Annotated in this window: 18 protein-coding genes; 10 read left to right on the top strand and 8 right to left on the bottom strand. The window is 44.0% G+C overall.

Annotated features, from left to right (window positions below; all coding sequences use genetic code 11):
* Positions 1-17 precede the first annotated feature (17 nt).
* Positions 18-1,052, top strand: a complete 1,035-nt coding sequence (locus ACVBDY_RS02765; RefSeq protein ID WP_447173939.1) for an LLM class flavin-dependent oxidoreductase — start codon at positions 18-20, stop codon at positions 1,050-1,052.
* Positions 1,053-1,464: 412 nt separating this feature from the next.
* Here the strand turns inward: ACVBDY_RS02765 and ACVBDY_RS02760 are convergent, their stop codons facing one another.
* The 5 genes from ACVBDY_RS02760 to ACVBDY_RS02740 form a co-directional block, all read right to left on the bottom strand.
* Positions 1,465-3,090: a dihydroxyacetone kinase subunit DhaK gene (locus ACVBDY_RS02760; RefSeq protein WP_447173938.1), complete on the bottom strand. Its 1,626-nt coding sequence runs from the start codon at positions 3,088-3,090 to the stop codon at positions 1,465-1,467.
* A 92-nt stretch (positions 3,091-3,182) separates the two neighbouring features.
* On the bottom strand, positions 3,183-5,048 hold the full coding sequence (locus ACVBDY_RS02755) for a BamA/TamA family outer membrane protein (protein WP_447173937.1): 1,866 nt from the start codon (positions 5,046-5,048) through the stop codon (positions 3,183-3,185).
* A gap of 199 nt (positions 5,049-5,247) precedes the next feature.
* A complete protein-coding gene (locus ACVBDY_RS02750) occupies positions 5,248-5,835 on the bottom strand; it encodes a DUF4833 domain-containing protein (RefSeq protein ID WP_447173936.1) in 588 nt (195 codons plus the stop codon).
* 141 nt (positions 5,836-5,976) lie between these two features.
* Entirely contained in the window at positions 5,977-7,107 is a 1,131-nt protein-coding gene (locus ACVBDY_RS02745) for a GNAT family N-acetyltransferase (RefSeq protein WP_447173935.1), read from the bottom strand.
* On the bottom strand, positions 7,104-8,150 hold the full coding sequence (locus tag ACVBDY_RS02740; RefSeq protein WP_447173934.1) for a transporter: 1,047 nt from the start codon (positions 8,148-8,150) through the stop codon (positions 7,104-7,106). The genes ACVBDY_RS02745 and ACVBDY_RS02740 overlap by 4 nt, the downstream gene beginning before the upstream one ends.
* 407 nt (positions 8,151-8,557) lie before the next feature.
* Here ACVBDY_RS02740 and ACVBDY_RS02735 point away from each other — a divergent pair, with 407 nt between their 5' ends.
* The 4 genes from ACVBDY_RS02735 (at position 8,558) to ACVBDY_RS02720 (ending at position 14,268) form a co-directional block, all read left to right on the top strand.
* Complete coding sequence (locus tag ACVBDY_RS02735) at positions 8,558-8,839, top strand: DUF4834 family protein (protein ID WP_447173933.1); 282 nt, start codon at positions 8,558-8,560, stop codon at positions 8,837-8,839.
* A gap of 37 nt (positions 8,840-8,876) precedes the next feature.
* Complete coding sequence (locus ACVBDY_RS02730) at positions 8,877-11,297, top strand: YfhO family protein (RefSeq protein WP_447173932.1); 2,421 nt, start codon at positions 8,877-8,879, stop codon at positions 11,295-11,297.
* A gap of 99 nt (positions 11,298-11,396) precedes the next feature.
* Positions 11,397-12,713, top strand: a complete 1,317-nt coding sequence (locus ACVBDY_RS02725; RefSeq protein ID WP_447174369.1) for a glycosyltransferase family 4 protein — start codon at positions 11,397-11,399, stop codon at positions 12,711-12,713.
* Between the two features lie 103 nt (positions 12,714-12,816).
* Positions 12,817-14,268, top strand: a complete 1,452-nt coding sequence (locus tag ACVBDY_RS02720) for an oligosaccharide flippase family protein (RefSeq protein ID WP_447173931.1) — start codon at positions 12,817-12,819, stop codon at positions 14,266-14,268.
* Positions 14,269-14,333: 65 nt separating this feature from the next.
* Here ACVBDY_RS02720 and ACVBDY_RS02715 read toward each other — a convergent pair whose 3' ends face one another.
* Positions 14,334-15,533, bottom strand: coding sequence for a hypothetical protein (locus ACVBDY_RS02715; RefSeq protein WP_447173930.1), 1,200 nt, complete (start codon positions 15,531-15,533; stop codon positions 14,334-14,336).
* A 181-nt stretch (positions 15,534-15,714) separates the two neighbouring features.
* The gene (locus tag ACVBDY_RS02710; RefSeq protein WP_447173929.1) at positions 15,715-16,374 is read right to left on the bottom strand and encodes an ABC transporter ATP-binding protein; all 660 of its coding nucleotides are present in this window, start codon (positions 16,372-16,374) and stop codon (positions 15,715-15,717) included.
* A gap of 156 nt (positions 16,375-16,530) precedes the next feature.
* On the opposite strand from ACVBDY_RS02710, the gene msrA reads away from it, so the two are divergent.
* From msrA to ACVBDY_RS02685, 5 genes are all read left to right on the top strand, one after another.
* Positions 16,531-17,079, top strand: a complete 549-nt coding sequence (msrA, locus tag ACVBDY_RS02705; RefSeq protein ID WP_447173928.1) for a peptide-methionine (S)-S-oxide reductase MsrA — start codon at positions 16,531-16,533, stop codon at positions 17,077-17,079.
* A 6-nt stretch (positions 17,080-17,085) separates the two neighbouring features.
* Entirely contained in the window at positions 17,086-17,370 is a 285-nt protein-coding gene (locus ACVBDY_RS02700; protein ID WP_447173927.1) for a DUF4269 domain-containing protein, read from the top strand.
* Positions 17,367-17,636 carry a DUF4269 domain-containing protein gene (locus ACVBDY_RS02695; RefSeq protein WP_447173926.1) on the top strand — a complete coding sequence of 90 codons (270 nt, stop codon included), beginning with the start codon at positions 17,367-17,369 and terminating at the stop codon, positions 17,634-17,636. The genes ACVBDY_RS02700 and ACVBDY_RS02695 overlap by 4 nt, the downstream gene beginning before the upstream one ends.
* A gap of 11 nt (positions 17,637-17,647) precedes the next feature.
* On the top strand, positions 17,648-18,244 hold the full coding sequence (gene folE, locus ACVBDY_RS02690; RefSeq protein ID WP_447173925.1) for a GTP cyclohydrolase I FolE: 597 nt from the start codon (positions 17,648-17,650) through the stop codon (positions 18,242-18,244).
* 74 nt (positions 18,245-18,318) lie between these two features.
* Positions 18,319-18,654: a hypothetical protein gene (locus tag ACVBDY_RS02685; RefSeq protein WP_447173924.1), complete on the top strand. Its 336-nt coding sequence runs from the start codon at positions 18,319-18,321 to the stop codon at positions 18,652-18,654.
* Positions 18,655-18,753: 99 nt separating this feature from the next.
* On the opposite strand, the gene ACVBDY_RS02680 is transcribed toward ACVBDY_RS02685, so the two are convergent.
* Complete coding sequence (locus ACVBDY_RS02680; RefSeq protein ID WP_447173923.1) at positions 18,754-19,149, bottom strand: MerC domain-containing protein; 396 nt, start codon at positions 19,147-19,149, stop codon at positions 18,754-18,756.
* Positions 19,150-19,161 lie beyond the last annotated feature (12 nt).

Here is a 19,161-nt window from a genome sequence, read left to right as displayed (position 1 = left end):
TCCGTTTAAATGAATATATGGAATTAGGTATCGGTATGTTCGGTGATCTGACCTACGATGAAAAAAACGGTCGGTTTCAACCACCGGGGGAACGCCTGGCAGAGATGATAGAACAGGTAAAACTGGCAGACGAACTGGGACTGGATTGTTTTGTGCTTGGAGAGCACCACCGTCCGGATTACGCGGTTTCCTCCCCGGAAATCGTATTGTCTGCCCTTTCTACAGTGACCGGGAACATAAAACTGGCCAGTGGAGTTACCGTATTGAGTTCGGCCGATCCGGTAAAGGTTTACCAGGATTTTACGACTATAGATCTTTTGTCGGGAGGCAGGGCCGAGATTGTAGCTGGTCGTGGCAGTTTTACGGAGTCGTTCCCTTTATTTGGCTATGATCTGCAGAATTATAATGAATTATTTGAGGAAAAGCTTCAGTTGTTATTACAGTTGAACAATGAGGAAATTATCAATTGGGAAGGTAAATTCCGTGCCTCTTTGCATAACCAAACAGTGTATCCACGTCCCGAACAGAAGCTTCCGGTATGGATAGCCGTGGGAGGTACGCCGGAATCCGTTTACCGGGCTGCGCGGCTGGGATTACCCGTTATCTTTGCAATCATCGGAGGAATGCCTAAGCAGTTTCTCCCGCTGATCGATTTTTACCGGGAACAGTATAAAGAACACGGGCATGATGTAAATAAAATGCAAGTGGCCGTTCATTCGCATAGTTTTGTAAGCGAATCGGAAGAAGACCTTACCCGGAACTATTTTCCGTATTATGCCGCCCAGATGGACAGAATAGGGAAAACCCGGGGTTGGTCTCCGTATACCCGCATGCAGTTCCGGGGAGGAATAGCTCCGGAAGGAGCCTTGTTTATGGGTGAACCCGACCAGGTTGCCGACAAGATACTTCATACTGTGGAAATGTTCGGATTGACACGCTTTGTCGCACATGTGGACGTGGGAGGACCAGAGCACAAAGACCTGATGAAAACCATAGAATTATACGCCACCAAAGTAGTGCCACAGGTACGAAAAGCCCTTGAAAACACATGAGAGGGGAATGAATAAACTGTAAAAACATCTACTGAAAAAATTTAAATGAGTTCATAAACAGGGCAAACGCATTAAAAAACTATAATTGCAACGTTTAATGGTTCCAAGTTTAAAATTCCAGGTTACAAGTTAATTTATAGCTCCCAGAGTCCTTCTATAAACACAGGAAAGGGGCAGGTTAGGGGTAAAATATAAATATTGGCGATCGGAAAACAACTTGCAACCTGGAACTTGTAACAAAGAAATAATCCTTGCCGAATTCAAAACTCCTTAACTCCGAACCGCAACACTGTTACCGCTCCTCTTGTATATAATGGGTTTACCTTGAGTTCATAAAATTATTTGTGTATCCGTGGCAAAACAACCTGAACGCCTTTGGATTTCAGATGATAACGGTTTATTTCTTACCTGTTTATATTCCTGCCAGTTTTTCCATTATCCTGGCAACTGCTTCCGCTCCCGGGTCGGGTATACCTTTCAGCGACTTTTCAGACAGGTAAGAAGACCTGCCAAAATCGGTGTTGGTGATTTCCCTGGTCTTGTCGGCACCTTCCCTCGCTTTACGAGCAGCAGTATCCAGATTGCCGTTTTCTGCCAGAACGGTAAAAGCGGGTTGCAGGGCATCAATCATGGTTCGTTGTCCTTCCTGGGCTCCGCCGAATTCTTTCATTTTTTGCAACCCGCTGTTCAAGGCCTTTCCCGTGTGTTTTTCTTCTTTATATGCGTTTCCGGCACGGGTAAACAGGATAGAAAGGAGCACCCCGCTCGATCCCCCGGTTTCACGTGCCAGTATCCTTCCCAGGGTAGTCATCAGTTTTCCTTTATCGGCAAAGGGCAGTTGATCCTGTAGTTCCAGAAGCTTTCGGGCCCCGCTGGCAAAAGTGGAACCCGCATCGCCGTCGCCCACTTTTTCATCCAGGGCGTTGAGATCTTTTTCCAGTACTATCAATTCTTCGGTAATGGTTTGTATTACTTTTTTCGCCTTTTCGTCTTCGGAAGGAGAGAAGGGCAGGGTTTTCGGAAGTTCCGGACCGGGTACGGAAGAGGTTTCCCCGAATTCACGCATAAACCAGGAAACAGGACCTGCTTTTGCTCTTAAAGCCTGTGAAATTTCGGTGTCGAGTTCCATAACCGAGAGAGAAAAACCGTTCATGTTCAGAGAGGTCATGAAAGGGGCGGGGCCAACGAGATATTTAACCTGTTTTGCCAGTTCCGATTTCCGGAAAGCATAGAGTAAAATGTTCATTTCAACAGGTGTTATACTTCCCAGGTTATTGAGCATTAATACGTATTTTTTTTTCTGTCCCGGAAGGTATGCTGTCAAACGATCGATTGCCTTTTTCATTAAAGTATCGGCATCTTCCATTTTAATAGTTTCCACTCCCGGTTCTCCGTGTATGCCCAGGCCGAGTTCCGCTTCGGTCATCTGTAAACGCGATTTTTCCGGGTTCTGGAATTTCTGTCCTTCTTCCAGAGATAAACCGATGGAAAAGGTTTGTGTGGCTACTTTTCCTGCCATTCGGGTTACTTCTTCCAGCGATTTTCCTGCTTCGGCCAGGGCACCGGCAGTTTTATGAACGAAAAGCGTACCAGCCAATCCTCGTTGCTCCACGTCTTGTCCGAGAGCGATGTCGTCACCAACGATTACTGTTTCCACTTTAAGTCCCAATGCACGTGCTTGTTCTGCGGCCAGACCAAAATTAAGCCGGTCACCGGTGTAGTTCTTAATGATAAGCAGACAGCCCTTTTCACCGGTTGTGGCTACTATTGCCGAAAGCACTGCATCTACCGGCGGAGAAGCAAAAATATCACCACATACTGCAGCGGTCAGCATTCCTTCTCCGACAAAACCGGCATGGGCAGGCTCGTGTCCCGATCCGCCTCCGGAAATTACGGAGACCTTATTTTTATCTGTGTTTTTGCGAAGCACCACCTTTACTTCCGGAAATGTATCCAATTTGGTTAGGCCTGGGTCCGTAAGCAGACCTTCTATCCCCTCGTCAACGACTTTATGGGGATTATTGATGAAAAATTTCATAAGGGTCTTAGTTTTTCTTAAAGATAATAAAAAGGATAGAGACGCTCACCGGTCTTTTTTCGGGTGAAGGGATAATAATAACCGGATAATTCCTACTGATAAGGAACAACCACGGGCTTCCCGATCTGGAAGTCCGGAAGCATAAAGTCGTCGTTACTGATGGAGTTGGTTTTGATAACATTATACCCTTGTCCGGGAATGGAAGGGTAATATGCGAGGGAAAACCGGAAGTTATTAAATACCAGGTAATCATTATTAATGAGTAGCCCGATACCGATCTTGGAGTAAACGTTATTGTCAAACAGGCTGTTTTTCTCGTCGCCTATAAATCCCATACTCACATTAAAAAACGGATTGAGGCGGAAACCGGCTACGTTCCATGGCGCATATGCCTGCAACTGGTAGGTGAAAGTGAATTTTTTGGTGCCGAAAAGAATCTCGCTGTCAAACCCGGAAATCCCATTTTCTTCATTGATATCCACACGGTCCGTAATAATTCCCATTCTCCTGTCCCCGAGAACGAGAACGGGCTGCACAAAATGTCTCAGGTACCAACTCCCCAAAGGCTTGATATTACTGAAGTATAGTCCGTCCAGTCGCAGTACGCTTTGCAGCCGTCTGTTGCGGTAATAGAACGAACCGATTTCAGCATTGATATTAAAGTATCCCCATTTGTAATAATTCCCGAAAGCATATTTCCCGCCGAGATAAAGCTGGTTGCCGTTGTTTTTATTCCTGGTACCGAAAGTAATTCCGTACGTCCGGCCTATAGGAACGTCTTCTACGATATCGTAATTAAACAAAAACCTGTCCTGCTCGAATTTCCTTGAGGAGATTCCCACACTGGCAAGGAATAATTTTTCATCCGAGAAGAATCCTATGGAGTCATATAAAACCGACGGTACCTCTTTGTAATAGCGATTGAGATAGCGCAGGGTGGTAATGAGCCTGGTCGTGCGATCCTCTTCCGTGTTTCCTTTAAAAACACGGAAGGAGTATCCGCCCCATACATCCTGGGTTTCCGATTTCATGTTTTGCATGGCATAAATACCTTGTGCATCGGGCAGGGAATCACGTACCAGGTTTTCTTCTATGTAGATACCTCCCGCCCATTTGGTATAAGCTGAGAAAAAATTCCTGTTCAGCCCGAAACTTTTACGTACGTTTTCTCCTTTTTGTATTTCATAGTTCAATTGAGCCTGTACATAGGTGTTCATGATGTTCGGTACGGTATACCTGCCGAGATAGGAGGTTTCCCCGGTATTGAGTTTTTTCTCGAACTCATTTCGGAATTCATGTCCCAGGCCGAAAAAATTCCTTTCGGTCAGTTCAAAAGACGTTCTGGATGAGGAGGCAGAACCGCTGGGGGTGAGACTCCAGGAATCCAGAACACGGATTTGCAGGTCTACCGCATCCGGATTGCCGGGTACGTCTACCGGTATGATAATTACCCGCCGTACAAAGCGCTGACGCCTTATCAAACGTTCCGATTCTTCTATGAGCAGCGAATCGAGTTCCTGGCCTTTTTTAAAGAGCAGCAGGTTTTGTATGGTAACGTCTTTGGTCTTCAGGTGAATACTGTTTCCGAACCGCTCTATCCATTTTTCCGGTTGGCGGGTGGTATCCGCTATGGAATAACCGAAGGGGTCAAGGGTAGTGATAGCGATGTTCCGGATCACCTTTCCTGCATAACGGGAATAGTGAACGGTCATCTCCGGAGCTTCCCCGAGAATTTTTTTCCGGTCTTTTGATTTTTCTTGCTGGCCTACAGGCCGGAATACGAGGCGGTGCAGGAAACGGGTGAATCCTCTTTTTTGAGAGTAGTCCTCAATATTCCGGTACAGGCGCTTTCCTTTCTGACCGATGGAATCCTGTTTTACGGGAGGTACCTGTGCAGATAGCGGGATGGCTGTGGAAATAAATGCCAGTAATAATATGAACCGAAGAATTCTCCGCATGGATTATCTGAAGTTTGTCAAAACAGCTATAGCAATTATTTCCGGACATCATATCACATTTACAGAGATAAAACCTAAACACCCGTACCCAATACCGGAAAGTTATAACAAATTATGAAATTCCGGGAGATTACGGACTTTAAAAAGCTATTTTTAAGAACGGATAGATGAATTTTAATCAGTTTGAGGTTTCTGTGTTTTAATCTTTCACGATAACCTTTTCCGCAATCTTTTCTGAAGTCTCAAAATCTTTGCCTGCAAACAATACCCAATCGGCTTTGACATGTACCCCTGCAGTTTTATTCTTTATCTGTAAAAACATTCGGTCCAGGTACATTTTACGATTGTTAACGGTTACAGTAACCACCGGTTTTCCTTCGGAATCCAGGGTGAGGTAAAATTTTAACTTTTTAGACACCACCAGGTGCATTTCGTAGAGGTTAGGGGCCAGGTAATCGGTTGCCATGCCGTATGCCAGTTTTTTTTGTGCCAGGTTTAGCGGCTTTCTGACACCACCTTCGGTGTATACAATGCGATATGCCTCCACGGGTTTTTTCCGGTCTATGGACTTACCACTCATCCGGGCATCGTAAACATAAGTATTATAGTTGTTGCTGTGCTGAATATAAAAGAGCCTGGTAGGTGTTGTTTCCGGTATGGGGTAACCGTTTTGAGCGGAAGAAATAGTGAAAATGAAAAAGAAACTGAAAAAGCCGAATAATTTTACGGTCCGGGAGAAACATGGAGGTAAGGATAGTGTTACCGGGAGGATTGTTTGATAAAACATAAATACACTTTCTTAGGGTTAAGAACTTCCGTTTAACATTTGTTCTACTTTGTTTTTCTTCTTATGGCGGAAAAAATGCAGCACTCCGGCAATAGCTGAAAAGGCCTTACATCATAAGTTTTGCAGTCCTGTACCCGAAAGCTATATCATATCCAGTGGTTTAATCCAGGTAACCCTTCGTTTGTGCTTTTCATGCTCTTCGTAGCGTTTCCACAACAGCTGGACTGCGATGTTTTCTTCCAGTTCCGGGTTAGATTCCACATAACGCATACCCCGCTTCCGGAAAGTTTTATTTGTTTCGTTAAAAATAATGGCCGTAACTCCTTTATTCTGATACTCCGGGTCCACACCAATGAGGTATAATGTAGCGGAATTGCTCTTTTTCTGAGCTCGAAGAATGTGGATGAAACCAAAGGGGAACAATTTGCCTTTTGCCTTTTGTAAAGCCCTGGAAAAAGAAGGCATGGTAATGGAAAAAGCTACCATCTTACCGTGTTTATCCACAATGAATTGGACAAAATCGGGATGTATGAATTTCAGGTATTTCTGTTTGTACTGTTCTATCTGGGGTTTTTGTATGGGAATAAACGATTGCAGGTCCTTGAATGAACGGTTCATAAGGGCGAACATGTCATCGGCATATTCTACCAGTTCCGAGGAAGATTTGAACTTCAATAATTTAAGGTTGTATCTTTTGAGGATGATATCCGAAAATTTTCCTATTTTTTCCGGTACTGTATCCGGTATTCCAATGAGGTATTCCACCCATACCGCGCCTTCGTTGAATCCTAGTGCTTTAAAGTGTTCGGGGTAATAAGTATAGTTGTATATGGTAGACATATTACTAAGCTTGTTAAAACCTTTTACCAGCATTCCGGCTTTGTCCATATGAGAAAAGCCTACAGGTCCCTCCAGGTATTCCAGTCCTTTTTCTTTACCTATTTCCGCCACTTTCTCCAGCAAGGCCTTTGTGACTTCCAGGTCATCTATAACATCAAACCATCCGAAGCGGATTTTTTTCTTTTGTTGTTCTTCTACTTCTATGTAATTGACGATTGCTGCGATACGTCCCACTATTTCTCCGTTTTTATATGCCAGGAATAACCAGGCATCCGCATTTTCCAGAGAAGGGTTTTTGGTTTTATCAAAAGTAGCCATTTCTTCTTTGATAATGGGGGGGACCCAATAAGGAGAACTCTTGTAGAGTTTAAAAGGGAATTTGACGAAAGCTTTCAGCTCTCTCGGTTGTTTCACTTCTTTTACAATAATCATAGGTCTATATCAAAAGGATTTTCTTTTCTTTTACCCTTGTTCTTTTTATTTTTTTGCTTTTGCTTCTTTGTCTTTTTGTACTTTATTTTTTTTCCGGCCTTGTGGTCCAGAAGTTCCGGATTTTCTTCTTCATCATCCTTGTCCTTGTCATCTTCTTCCAAAGGTACGGGTATATATTCGTCTTCATGATAGTCCAGACGATACGACACACCCAGGCCTGCAAACAACCGGGAAGGAGTGTTTTTTATGTTTAAACCTGCGGAAGCATCGACCTGTAATTGGCTGTTTATAAGCCGGGCTGCCCCAAACCGGAAAATACCGTCGCCGTAAGTGTCACTCTTGTAACCCTGGTGCTCGACAAAAACAGAGTATCGCGGATCAGAAAGGGAGTGGGTTAAGGTTAAGATATAGCTAAACATAGGGTCGTCACCTCCCAGCCGGTCGAATATGAAATTGGTGGTGAATACCCAGCTTCCGGCAAAATGGCTTTGGGTGATGAGCATGGCTTTCATAGACAAGGACGGCTCATCCGGATAAAACGGATTGTCACCGAAAAGCAGGTTGGTGCCTATATAGGCCGAAACGGCCGGTATAAGGTCCGATAAGTGGAACGTGGTGTGATCGTCCCGCCAGCTATAGAGGTTGGGTTCTCTTAACTTGGGTTCGAAGATCAGGTATTTGGCGCCGATGGTATTCTGGTAAAAATTGCTCTGTCTTGCGGTATACGGGGTGGCGGATGTGTTGTAGGTAATATTGTCCCACATATAAATTCCCTGCCAGGTTATTTCCAGCTTTTCTTCCAGCACTCCGACCCTCAGGGCAAAATCTGTTCCGTATTGTTCGTTTTCAGTACGCAGGCCGTCGTGTTCTCGTCTTTCGTAAAAGAATCCCATTTCTCCCTGGTAGACATTTTTCCCCGGAGCATAGGCGCTGACAGACCTTCCGGGGCGGTTGGAATTGATGATGTCCGTGTACTGGGCATACAACGGGTTTCCTGCGATCAATGTCAGGATAAGTAGTTTAAGATAGTGATACTTCATCATTGCAAATCTGGTATTTGTAATCGGATACTTTCCGGCACCGGTATAAAAAACCGGTTTTTTGCAGCCTGGGATCTTTTTATCAGGTTAAAGGTTAAAACCCTGCTTCCGACATTCTCCGGATTTGTTGCAGTTACTATAGTTTCTATACATTATAACCACTGATTCACGGACAATGAGATTGATTTTCTATAAATTATTCGTGCATTCGTGGCTCTGCTATAAGAAATCTATAATAATCTGCCTTTAAGAAAAACCCGTAACTGCATACCGGAACTCCAAAATTATAACGTATGACAGAACCCGATATTTGCCCAAATATATAGATTTTATTATTTTTTTATGAAATTGCGGCCTGTTTTAAAATAAGAGAATCGTATTTTTGACGTTAAAATAAATATTGTTTTTGAATGCAGTTACTAAGAACCATAGCATTTATTATTATTTTTTATTACCTCTTCCGTTTCCTGGCTAGGATATTCGGCCCTATATTATTGCGGTATGCCTCTAAAAAAGCTCAGGAAAAATACAGGGAACAGCACCGGAACCGCACACAGGGCGAAGGGAACAGGGAAATGCCGAAGGAGGGAGAAGTGGTCATAGAAAATACCCCGGAAACTATCAGAAAACAAAGAACTTCAAAATCCGGCAAAAAAGTAGGAGAGTATATCGATTTTGAGGAAATTGACTAACTGAACTCATCGTTCACTGAAAACCAAACCTTCTTTCATGCAGATAAAAAAGATCTTGCCTCATGTTATCATTGTCCTGGTATTTATTGCAGTTTCTATAGGGTATTTTATACCCGCATTACAAGGGAAAAAGATTTTTCAGAGCGATATCGTGCAATTTAACGGTATGGCCAAAGAGCAACGGGACTTCATACAGAAAACCGGGGAAGAGCCTTACTGGACGAACAGTGCTTTCGGGGGTATGCCTACCTATCAGCTGGGAGCTAATTATCCACACGATTACATCAAAAAACTAGACCGGGTTATTCGCTTTCTGCCGAGACCGGCAGATTATCTTTTCCTGTATTTTATAGGGTTTTATATTCTGCTCCTGGTAATGAAGGTCGATTATAAACTGGCTTTTCTGGGAGCGTTGGCTTTTGGTTTATCTACCTATCTCATTATTATTATCGGGGTGGGGCACAATGCCAAAGCCCATGCCATAGGTTATTTCCCTGTGGTACTTGCCGGTATATTGCTCGCGTTCCGGCAGAAATATATTTCCGGGTTCCTGTTAACCGCCTTTGGGATGGCACTGGAAATAAGTGCCAATCACATTCAGATGACCTATTACCTCATGTTGCTGGTCCTGGCACTGGGAGTCGTATATGCTATTGAGGCTTTTAAGAAAAAAGAGATACCTCAGTTCCTGAAAACCTGTGGCATTCTTGTGATTGCCGTATTTATCGGAGTATTGACCAACGCCACAAATTTACTGGCTACACAGGAATATGCGCAATGGAGTACCAGGGGTAAAAGCGAACTGACTCTAAACCCGGACGGGTCACCGAAAAAGAATATAAATGGATTAGATAAAGAATATATTACACAGTATAGTTATGGCATTGTGGAAACGCTGGATCTATTTGTACCCAGACTTTTCGGAGGATCTAATCACGAGAAACTGGGAGAGGATTCCGAAACCTATAACTTTTTGTTACAACAGGGAGTGCCCAGGGTACAGGCCCTGGACTTTGCGGAAAACCTTCCTGCCTACTGGGGAAAGCAACCGGGCGTAGCAGGACCGGCATATGTAGGGGCGGTAATCCTGTTCCTTTTTGTATTGGCATTATTCCTGGTTAAAGGAAAGACCAAATGGTGGCTCCTTGCAGGGATACTGCTATCGCTTTTACTGTCCTGGGGGAAAAACTTCAGCCTGCTGACCAATCTGATGATCGATTATTTCCCGATGTACAGCAAGTTCCGGGCGGTATCTTCCATACAGGTGATACTGGAATTGTGCGTGCCCGTCCTGGCTATCCTCGGACTTGCCCGTTTCCTGGACAGTTCGCAATCTGCAGAAGAAAAGACACAAGCCCTGAAATGGACGGCGATTATAACCTTTGGACTGGTAGTTCTGTTGTTCCTTGGCCGTGGATTATTCGATTTCAGCGGGGCTGCTGATGCAACATTACGACAGTATTATGGCAATGAGATTTTGGATAAAATAAAGGCAGACCGTAAGGCTATGTATACTGCTGACCTTTGGCGCACCTTTATTTTTGTAGTGCTCGCTGCGGGAGTTTTATGGCTTTACCTGAAGGGGAAGTTCAAATACATGTATGTTGTAGGCGGTTTTACGGCATTGATACTTTTTGATCTGAGTGGTGTGGCCAAACGCTATGTGGATAAGGACGATTTCGTACAGGCTAAGGTAATGGATATTCCGTTCCAGGCAACTCCGGTAGACAAGGAAATACTTAAAGACACTTCCTGGTACCGGGTTTATGAGCCCTCGGTAGGCCTCAATGGGGCCAGAACTTCATATTTTCATCATTCCGTAGGCGGGTATCATGCAGCCAAACCGGGCAGACTGATGGATTTATTTGAATACCAGGTGGCCAAAAATAATATGGCTGTACTGAACATGCTCAATGTAAAGTACATTATACAACAAAATGAGGAAGGAAAACTGTACCCGGCCCGGAATCCCGGGGCAGCAGGGAATGCCTGGTTTGTAAAAAAACTGATCCCGGTAAACAATGCAGACGAAGAGATGAATGCCCTGGACAGTCTTCGGATTCGCGAAGAAGCGGTTTTTAACCGAAATACTTTTGAAAATGTGTTATCCGGGGAAAGTTCTTTTGAAGTAGATCCTTCGGCATCCGTGCAATTAACGGAATACCGGCCGAATTATCTCAAATATATCTCCGAAAACCCGGATGACGGCCTGGCCATTTTTTCCGAAATGTACTATTCCCACGGCTGGAAAGCGACCATAGACGGTAAAGAAGCGTCTTTTTTCCGTGCTGATTATGCGCTCCGTGCCATGAGGATCCCGGCTGGAAAACACATCATAGAATTCCGTTTTGAACCTGAAGTGGTGAAAAAAGGGAGTACGATAGCCCTCGCGGGAAATATTCTCCTCGGATTGTTATTACTGGGAGGTGTTTTTTATGGAATAAAGAAGAGGAAGTAAAGGAAGGCCGGTGACAGATGGTAAAGGTAATGAAAACGCTTTATTATTTTATAGGACTTATCTCATATCCGGAATCTAAAATCTCAAATCTGAAAAACCCTGAAGAAAAAAGTACTTATCATAACGTATTACTGGCCTCCTGCCGGCGGCCCCGGAGTACAGCGGTGGCTTAAGTTTGTCAAATATCTCAGAGAATTTGATGTGGAGCCCATAGTATACGCCCCCGAAAATCCACATTATCCCATAATAGACAAAAGTTTTGAACAGGAGATCCCACCGGACCTTACCGTACTTAAGCGCCCCATATTCGAACCGTATGCTATGGCTTCAGTTTTTTCCGGGAAGAAGACAAAGGAAATAAGTTCCGGGCTTATTACGGAGAAAAAGCAGTCGCCGGTAGAAAGAATGCTTTTGTGGGTAAGAGGGAACATCTTTATCCCCGATGCACGGAAATTCTGGGTGAAACCTTCTGTCCGTTATCTTTCCAAATACCTTCGCAAAGAAAATATAGATACCGTTATTACTACCGGTCCACCGCATAGTGTGCATCTTATTGGTGTGGCACTGAAGAAGAAAACAGGAGCCAGGTGGATAGCTGATTTTCGTGATCCGTGGACCAGTATCAGCTATCACGAAAAACTGAAACTGTCAGGATCTTCCCGGCGAAAGCACAAGAAACTGGAACAAGAAGTACTGCATAAGGCGGACCACCTGCTTGTAACCAGTTATACCACTGCGGATGAGTTCAGGGAAAAGACCGGAACCCCGGTAGAGGTCATTACCAATGGTTATGATCTTACCTTCACGGAAAAAGTAGAGGAGGATAAAACATTTACCATAGCCCACATAGGGTCCCTGCTTACGGAGAGGAACCCTTTGATATTATGGGAAGCCCTGTCTGAGCTTACGGCAGAACACAAGGATTTTGCGGATAACCTGGCGCTGAAATTCACCGGTACTGTCAGTAGTGAGGTCTTGAATACCCTGAAAGAATACGGACTGGATCAATACCTCACCCTTCATGGATATGTATCGCACGAGGAAGCCCTTAAACTGCAAAGATCAGCCCGGATATTACTGCTTATTGAAATGGACAAGGAAGAAACCAGGGGCATTATTCCCGGGAAACTCTTTGAATACATGGTAGCCAGAAGGCCTATAATCGCCATAGGGCCGGAAGGGTGGGATGTAGCCCGGATTATTGCGGAAACCGGAGCGGGGACCACGTTCACCTACAGGGAAAAGGATGCTGTAAAGGATAAGCTTTTCCAAAGCTATGAGAGGTTTCTGTGGAACAAGTTAAAGGTTTCGCCATCCGGAGTGCAAAAATACAGCAGGAAGGCCCTGGCCAACAAACTGGCAAACCTTATCCTGGAAAATGACAATAAAAAGGAAAATGAAGAGGGAAGACCGTAAATTCCCGACTTTTGCGGAACTTTGCTTAAATTTCGGAGTCCTCTTCTGCAATTGCGGATCGGGGACATAAAACCCTGATAAAAAGTACTCACAGTCATTATTTATGGGAATAGTATTCCGGCAGACGTTTAAAAATACGGTCAATACATACCTTGGGTTTGGCCTGGGGGCAGTGAACACACTGTTCCTGTATACCAATTTCCTTACCGAAGAATACTATGGCCTGGTGGGGTACCTGCTTTCTACGGCAAACATATTGATGCCGCTTTTTGCTTTTGGGGTACATAATACCCTGGTTAAGTTTTTCTCATCCTATAAAGAAGAGGAAGAACGGCGGAAGTTTGTTTTTATGATGTTTATTCTTCCGCTTTCCGTTATTATACCGGCAGGATTGCTCGGGGTGTTGGGCTACCGCCACATTGCCGCATTCCTTTCGCAGAAAAACCCGGTGGTGGAAGATTATACATGGGCTATATACGGCGTGGCTTTTGCGATGGCCTACTTTGAAGTCTTCTTTGCCTGGGGTAAAGTACATATGCGCTCCACTTTCGGTAATTTTATGAAGGAAGTTTTCCCCCGTGCCGTAGTTATGATATTGCTTTTTGCGGTTTATTCAGGCCGGATACAGGTCGAAGATTTTGTCTTTTGGCTTACCGGAATGTACGTCCTGCGTACTATGGTTATGGTAGTGCATACCTGGAAAATACACCCTCCCCGTTTTTCTTTTACCTTTCCTTCTAATGCCGTTTCGGTATGGAAGTACTCCGGTCTCATTGTGGTAGCCGGATCTATTGCTGTTGTTTTACTCGATATAGATACGTTTATGATCGGGCAGTACAAGATCATAAACAATGTGGCCTTTTACAATGTGGCTGTTTTTATAGCAATGGTCATTGTGGTACCGTCCAGGGCCATGCACCAGATAACCTATCCCATTACCGCCAAACTGATGAACGAACGCCGGAAAGAAGAACTGCAGGGCCTTTACCGGAGGAGTTCTCTGAGCCTTTACGTGGTGGGGGGATTGTTGTTTTTGTGGATAACACTTAATATTGACGAGTTGTACAAAATCATTCCCGGGAATTACAGCGAAGGGATCATGGTGGTGTTTTTTATTGCCCTGGCCAAACTTTCCGAGAATCTTATGGGAAACAATAATTCCATTTTGTTCAATTCCGATTACTACAGGACCATTCTCTTTTTCGGGATATTTCTTGCTGTTCTGACGGTAATATTAAATATGATCTTTATACCCTTATGGGGGATTAACGGGGCGGCATTTGCCACATTTCTGGCGGTTTTGGCCTATAATGGTACCAAAATAGGTTTTGTGTACGCCAAAATGAAGCTACATCCTTTTTCGTCAAAAACCCTGCAGACCACCCTTGTCATTGTTTCTGTAATTCTCGTATTTGGTTTCTGGGACTTCGGGTTTTATCCGCTGGTCAATATCGGGTTGAAATCTGTTCTCATTGGAGCGGTATATCTCTTTCTTGTATATAAACTGGAATTATCCGAAGATATAGTAAAGGTGATCAAAAAGTTTTTTAAATAAAAAAGCCCGCAGGTAACTAGCCTGCGGACCCGATCTTTAAACCTAAAAACTAACTAACTTTATTTTTATCCCCGGCCTCTTCCTGAAGAAGAAGTCCGTCTGGAAGTGTTTCCTTTACTTCTTACCTGTTTGGCAGATGAAGATCTCACCTGTCTTTGTGGGGCGGCCTTCCTTACCTGGCGCGTATTCCGTGTTTGTGCCCGGGGAGCAGTGCTCTGCTTCCTTTGTACGTTCCGTGAATTGTTATTCACTCTTTGAGGAGCACTTTTCCTTACATTCGGCCTGTTTTGTACCTGGCTCTTCTTTTGTACGGAGTTCCGGCTGTAGGAGTTCCTCTGGTTAGCGGAAGAATTCCTGTTCCGAATGGCCTCGCTTCGGTTTCTATTGGTGTTAGTCTGTTGTCTAACACTTTTGTTACGACGCGAATCCGAATTTTTTACTGCGGCTGAATTCCTCGTAGAGTTCCTGCCTGACATAGAGGCCCTTGCTGGGCTTTCATTCCGGTTGTAAGATGACCTTCGCGTGCTGTTATTATCCCTCTGGGCGATTTCTCTTCGGTACGAACTATAATCGTTCCGTTTTACCCTTCGGTCGTTGGCATATACAGATCGTCTCCTGTTATTTTCTTTATAGTGATATGTTCTGCCTACGGTAGCATACGCCCTGCGGTGGTTGTTTCTGTAAGGTTTGTAATAACTGTATCGCACCGGGTTATAATATCTTCGGTAAGGCCTGTCATATACTACACAGTAACGCGGTAACGGCCTGGCAAAATAACGGTGGTACGGTCTGTAGACATAACCGCGGTTATATACATTGATATATCCTGTGAAATGGCTGAACCCCCCATACGGATCGTAGTATACATGAAGTCCGCCAACACGGATTACCCTGTTGGCATTATAATAAACGTTTACAGAACCTATCCTGGATACCCTGCCGTAATAATCATAAAATACAGGGGAATTCATAACCTGGATCACAGCTCCATAATCGTCATATTGTACATAGGCGTCGTAGTTGTAACCCGAGTTAAAACTGATGTTTACATTACCAACATTGACATTGGCGCTAACCTGGGGGTTATTGTCAATATAAAAGTCAAACTCACCATTCGGGAAAACAGAAAAAGTAATCCCGTCCTCTACAAAGATGAAAGCATCATTATAACGAGAGTTGTTCACTGCCTGGGTACCTGCCGTAGCAGCCGTACCCGAAGTGAAACTGAACAATGTTGCCGTAAATAGTATCAAGAACCTTTTCATAATATCCGATTTTAATGTTAAAAATATAGGTCGGCTACATGAAAAGATTATCAATGAACGTGCCAAAGATATTCTGATAATGACTCAAATCGTTTTGATAAAAGGTATATTTCTGTAAAACAGTTGTTTGTAGTTCTGTTTTTTTTAATGGAAAGCCCGAAGGAATTTTAGTGGGGACGAATTAAACAATATTTCCGTCAACCATGACCAGTTTTCGGTCTGCCATATCCGCCAGTTCTTCGTTATGGGTAACAATAACAAAAGTTTGCTGGAATTCGTCCCGTAACCTGAAAAAGAGGCGGTGCAGATTTTCTGCGGATTCGGAATCCAGGTTTCCGCTGGGTTCATCTGCAAAGATAATGTCCGGGTTGTTGATCAGGGCACGGGCTACGGCCACACGTTGTTGCTCACCGCCGGAAAGCTCTTTCGGTTTGTGGTCATAGCGGTGTGATAGGTTAAGAAAGTCCAGTAATTCCCTGGCACGTTCTTCGGCTTCTTTTTTTTGCCTTCCGGCGATATAGGCGGGAATGCAGACGTTTTCAACCGCGGTAAACTCGGGAAGCAACTGGTGAAACTGGAAAATAAAGCCGATGTGTTTGTTCCGGAAGCGCGCCAGTTTTCGCGCGTTTAGCTGTTCCACGTTCACATCATTGATAAACAGGCGGCTGTCGCCGTTTTTAGTCATTCGTTCCAGGGTTCCCAGTATTTGAAGCAGCGTGGTCTTCCCCGCGCCGGAAGCCCCGACAATAGAAACCACTTCGCCCTTGTTTATGTGAAGATTCACTCCTTTAAGAACTTCCAGGTCCCCGAAATTTTTATGAATATTTTCCGCTTTGATCATAAATGGTCTTTTTCCGTAATATGCTGCTTTTTATAAAGGACGTTTGGTTTCAGCAAAGTCCAAAAATAACTTTTATATGGGAGTTGTGAGGAAATTTGCAAATGAATTTTTATTCTTACCTTTAATTTTATTAAGTGGAGTTCGTGAAAAAACGATATGGAAAATAAAAAATTGTCGGTAGCAATATTCGCCGGAGGATGTTTTTGGTGTACGGAAGCTGTATTTAAGCGTCTGAAAGGCGTGGAAAATGTGGAATCCGGATACACGGGAGGAAATATAAAGAACCCCGCTTACAGGGAAGTCTGTACCGGCAGAACGGGACATGCGGAAGGTATACGGGTCACTTATGACGTGAATACGATAAACTATAATGAGCTTTTGGAAGTGTTTTTTGCTACACATGATCCCACTACATTGAACCGTCAGGGCAATGATATGGGGACGCAATATCGTTCGGGGGTTTTTTATATGGATGAAGAACAAAGAGAAAAGGCTGAACAATATATAAAGTTACTGGAAAAAGAAGGGGTTTATGATAGCCCCGTAGTAACCGAAGTAACGGAAGCAGGGCCTTTTTACCTGGCGGAAACGGAGCATCGGGACTATTACGATCGCAACAGTTCTCAACCATATTGCCAGGTGATCATCACGCCTAAACTTCAAAAATTAAAGCATCTTTATCAGGATAAACTGGAAACGGAATAAACTGGAATGACGGACTTTACCGATATTACCTATCTGAAGACGGGAAGTGAAGTGCAGCAAAGAGCATATAAGGTACTTACCAAACACAGCATCCCGGAATTACTGGAACCTTATACACCATTGCTTGCGGGAACGGTACCTATAGATATAACAGTGGAAGGAAGTGACCTGGATATACTGTGCTTCTGGGAACACAGAGCAGATTTTATGGGTAGGGTTAAAAGTTGCTTCGGAAAGTATCCGGAGTTTGGCATACGGAATATAAAAAAAGGAGGGAAGGACACACAGTGATCGCAAACTTTGTAGCCGATGGTTTTCCGATAGAGATCTTCGGACAAAATACCCCGGTAACAGAACAGGAGGCCTATATACATATGATAGCTGAGGATGCATTACTCCAGACGAAAGGAGAAGAGTTTCGCTGTGATATAATAAAATTGAAAAGTGAAGGATACAAGACAGAGCCGGCTTTTGGCGTTCTTTTAAAAATGCCGGATCCGTACGAAGCATTGCTGGCCTATGGCAGAAAAATATTGAAAACGAACACAAAAAACTAAAATAACCGAAAATGGGCTATAGGAGATTTGAAGAGTATAACCTGAAAGTAACTGACGAAATAAAGAACAGCTACAATACTATTATAGCAAAACTGGGGGAAGATTCGGATAGGGAGGGGCTTCAGAAGACCCCGGAAAGAGCTGCAAAGGCAATGCAATTCCTCACCCAGGGATATCACCAGGATGCGGCAAAAATATTGAGGAGCGCCATGTTTAAAGAGGGATATAACGATATGGTGATTGTGAAGGACATTGAGTTGTATTCGTTATGCGAGCACCATATGCTGCCCTTTTTCGGGAAAGCCCATGTGGCTTATATACCTAACGGACATATTGTAGGACTTAGTAAGATTCCACGGGTGGTAGATGTCTTTGCAAGACGGCTACAGGTGCAGGAAAGACTTACCCACGACATACTGGAATGTATTAACAACACACTCAAGCCCCAGGGCGTGGCCGTGGTTATCGAAGCGTCGCATATGTGCATGATGATGCGGGGCATACAAAAACAGAACTCTGTGACCACGACCTCCGGGTTCAGAGGTGTCTTTGAAACCGTAGAGACCCGTACGGAATTTTTGCGTCTTATAGGGAGCGATCTGTCCTGATGCCGGAATGGAACCCGAATGATTGATGGGTCTCAAAAATAGTTTAACGGAAAGGATTTAAATACCTGGTTTATATGATTAAAAGTAATGACGGAAAATATAAGAAACTAATCTTAGGCCTTGTTTTCGATGCGGTGGGCTATTTGTCGTATATGATCCCCGGTTTCGGGGAGTTTACTGATGTACTCTGGGCCCCGGCCTCTGCGTGGCTTATATCCAGAATGTATAAAGGGCAGACAGGTAAGGTGGCAGCTATCATATCATTGATAGACGAACTTTCCCCCGGACTAGATGTTGTGCCTACTTTTACGTTGACCTGGCTCTATGTGTATGTGTTTAAAAAAGAGAAGGCGATAGATATGGGGACCGACAAGGAAATAGCTGACATAACAACAGAAGAAAAGGACTGAGATAACAGGATAAATAAACAACTAAGCCCAAGGCCCCGTTCCGGTTTCCTGTACGGAGACAGGGCCTTCTTATATAGTTATGAGAAAAGTAAGGCGGGCTTAGTGTTTATGTCTGAAATTTTTAAGGTATTTCCAGTTATAATAATGGGCCAGGGCAATTCCCAGGGCTCCGAGAGGTGTGAGGATGGCTTCCCACAACTCGTGTATTTCAAAACGGCTCAAAGCTATAAGTACAAATCCGGTCACGGCGAGTATAAGCGGTCGTTTTTTATGATGAAACCGGGTATACGAAGGCCATAAAGACAAAACCGCCAGGACAAGCCCCGTGCCGATAAATATCCATTCGATAACCGGGTGGGCCAGGAATGTCAGTCCGCCAAGTGTTGAAAATGTAATAATAATAGGCACCACGGCACAGTGAATGGCACATAAAAGCGATGCGGAAAACCCGAGATAATCATACCAGTAATGATAACCTACCTTGTTCGAATTCATAAATGCTACTTT

This window comes from Sinomicrobium halophytocola (assembly GCF_052983395.1).
Note: the sequence above shows the minus strand (reverse complement) of the source record. Positions and strands in the feature narration are given on the sequence as shown.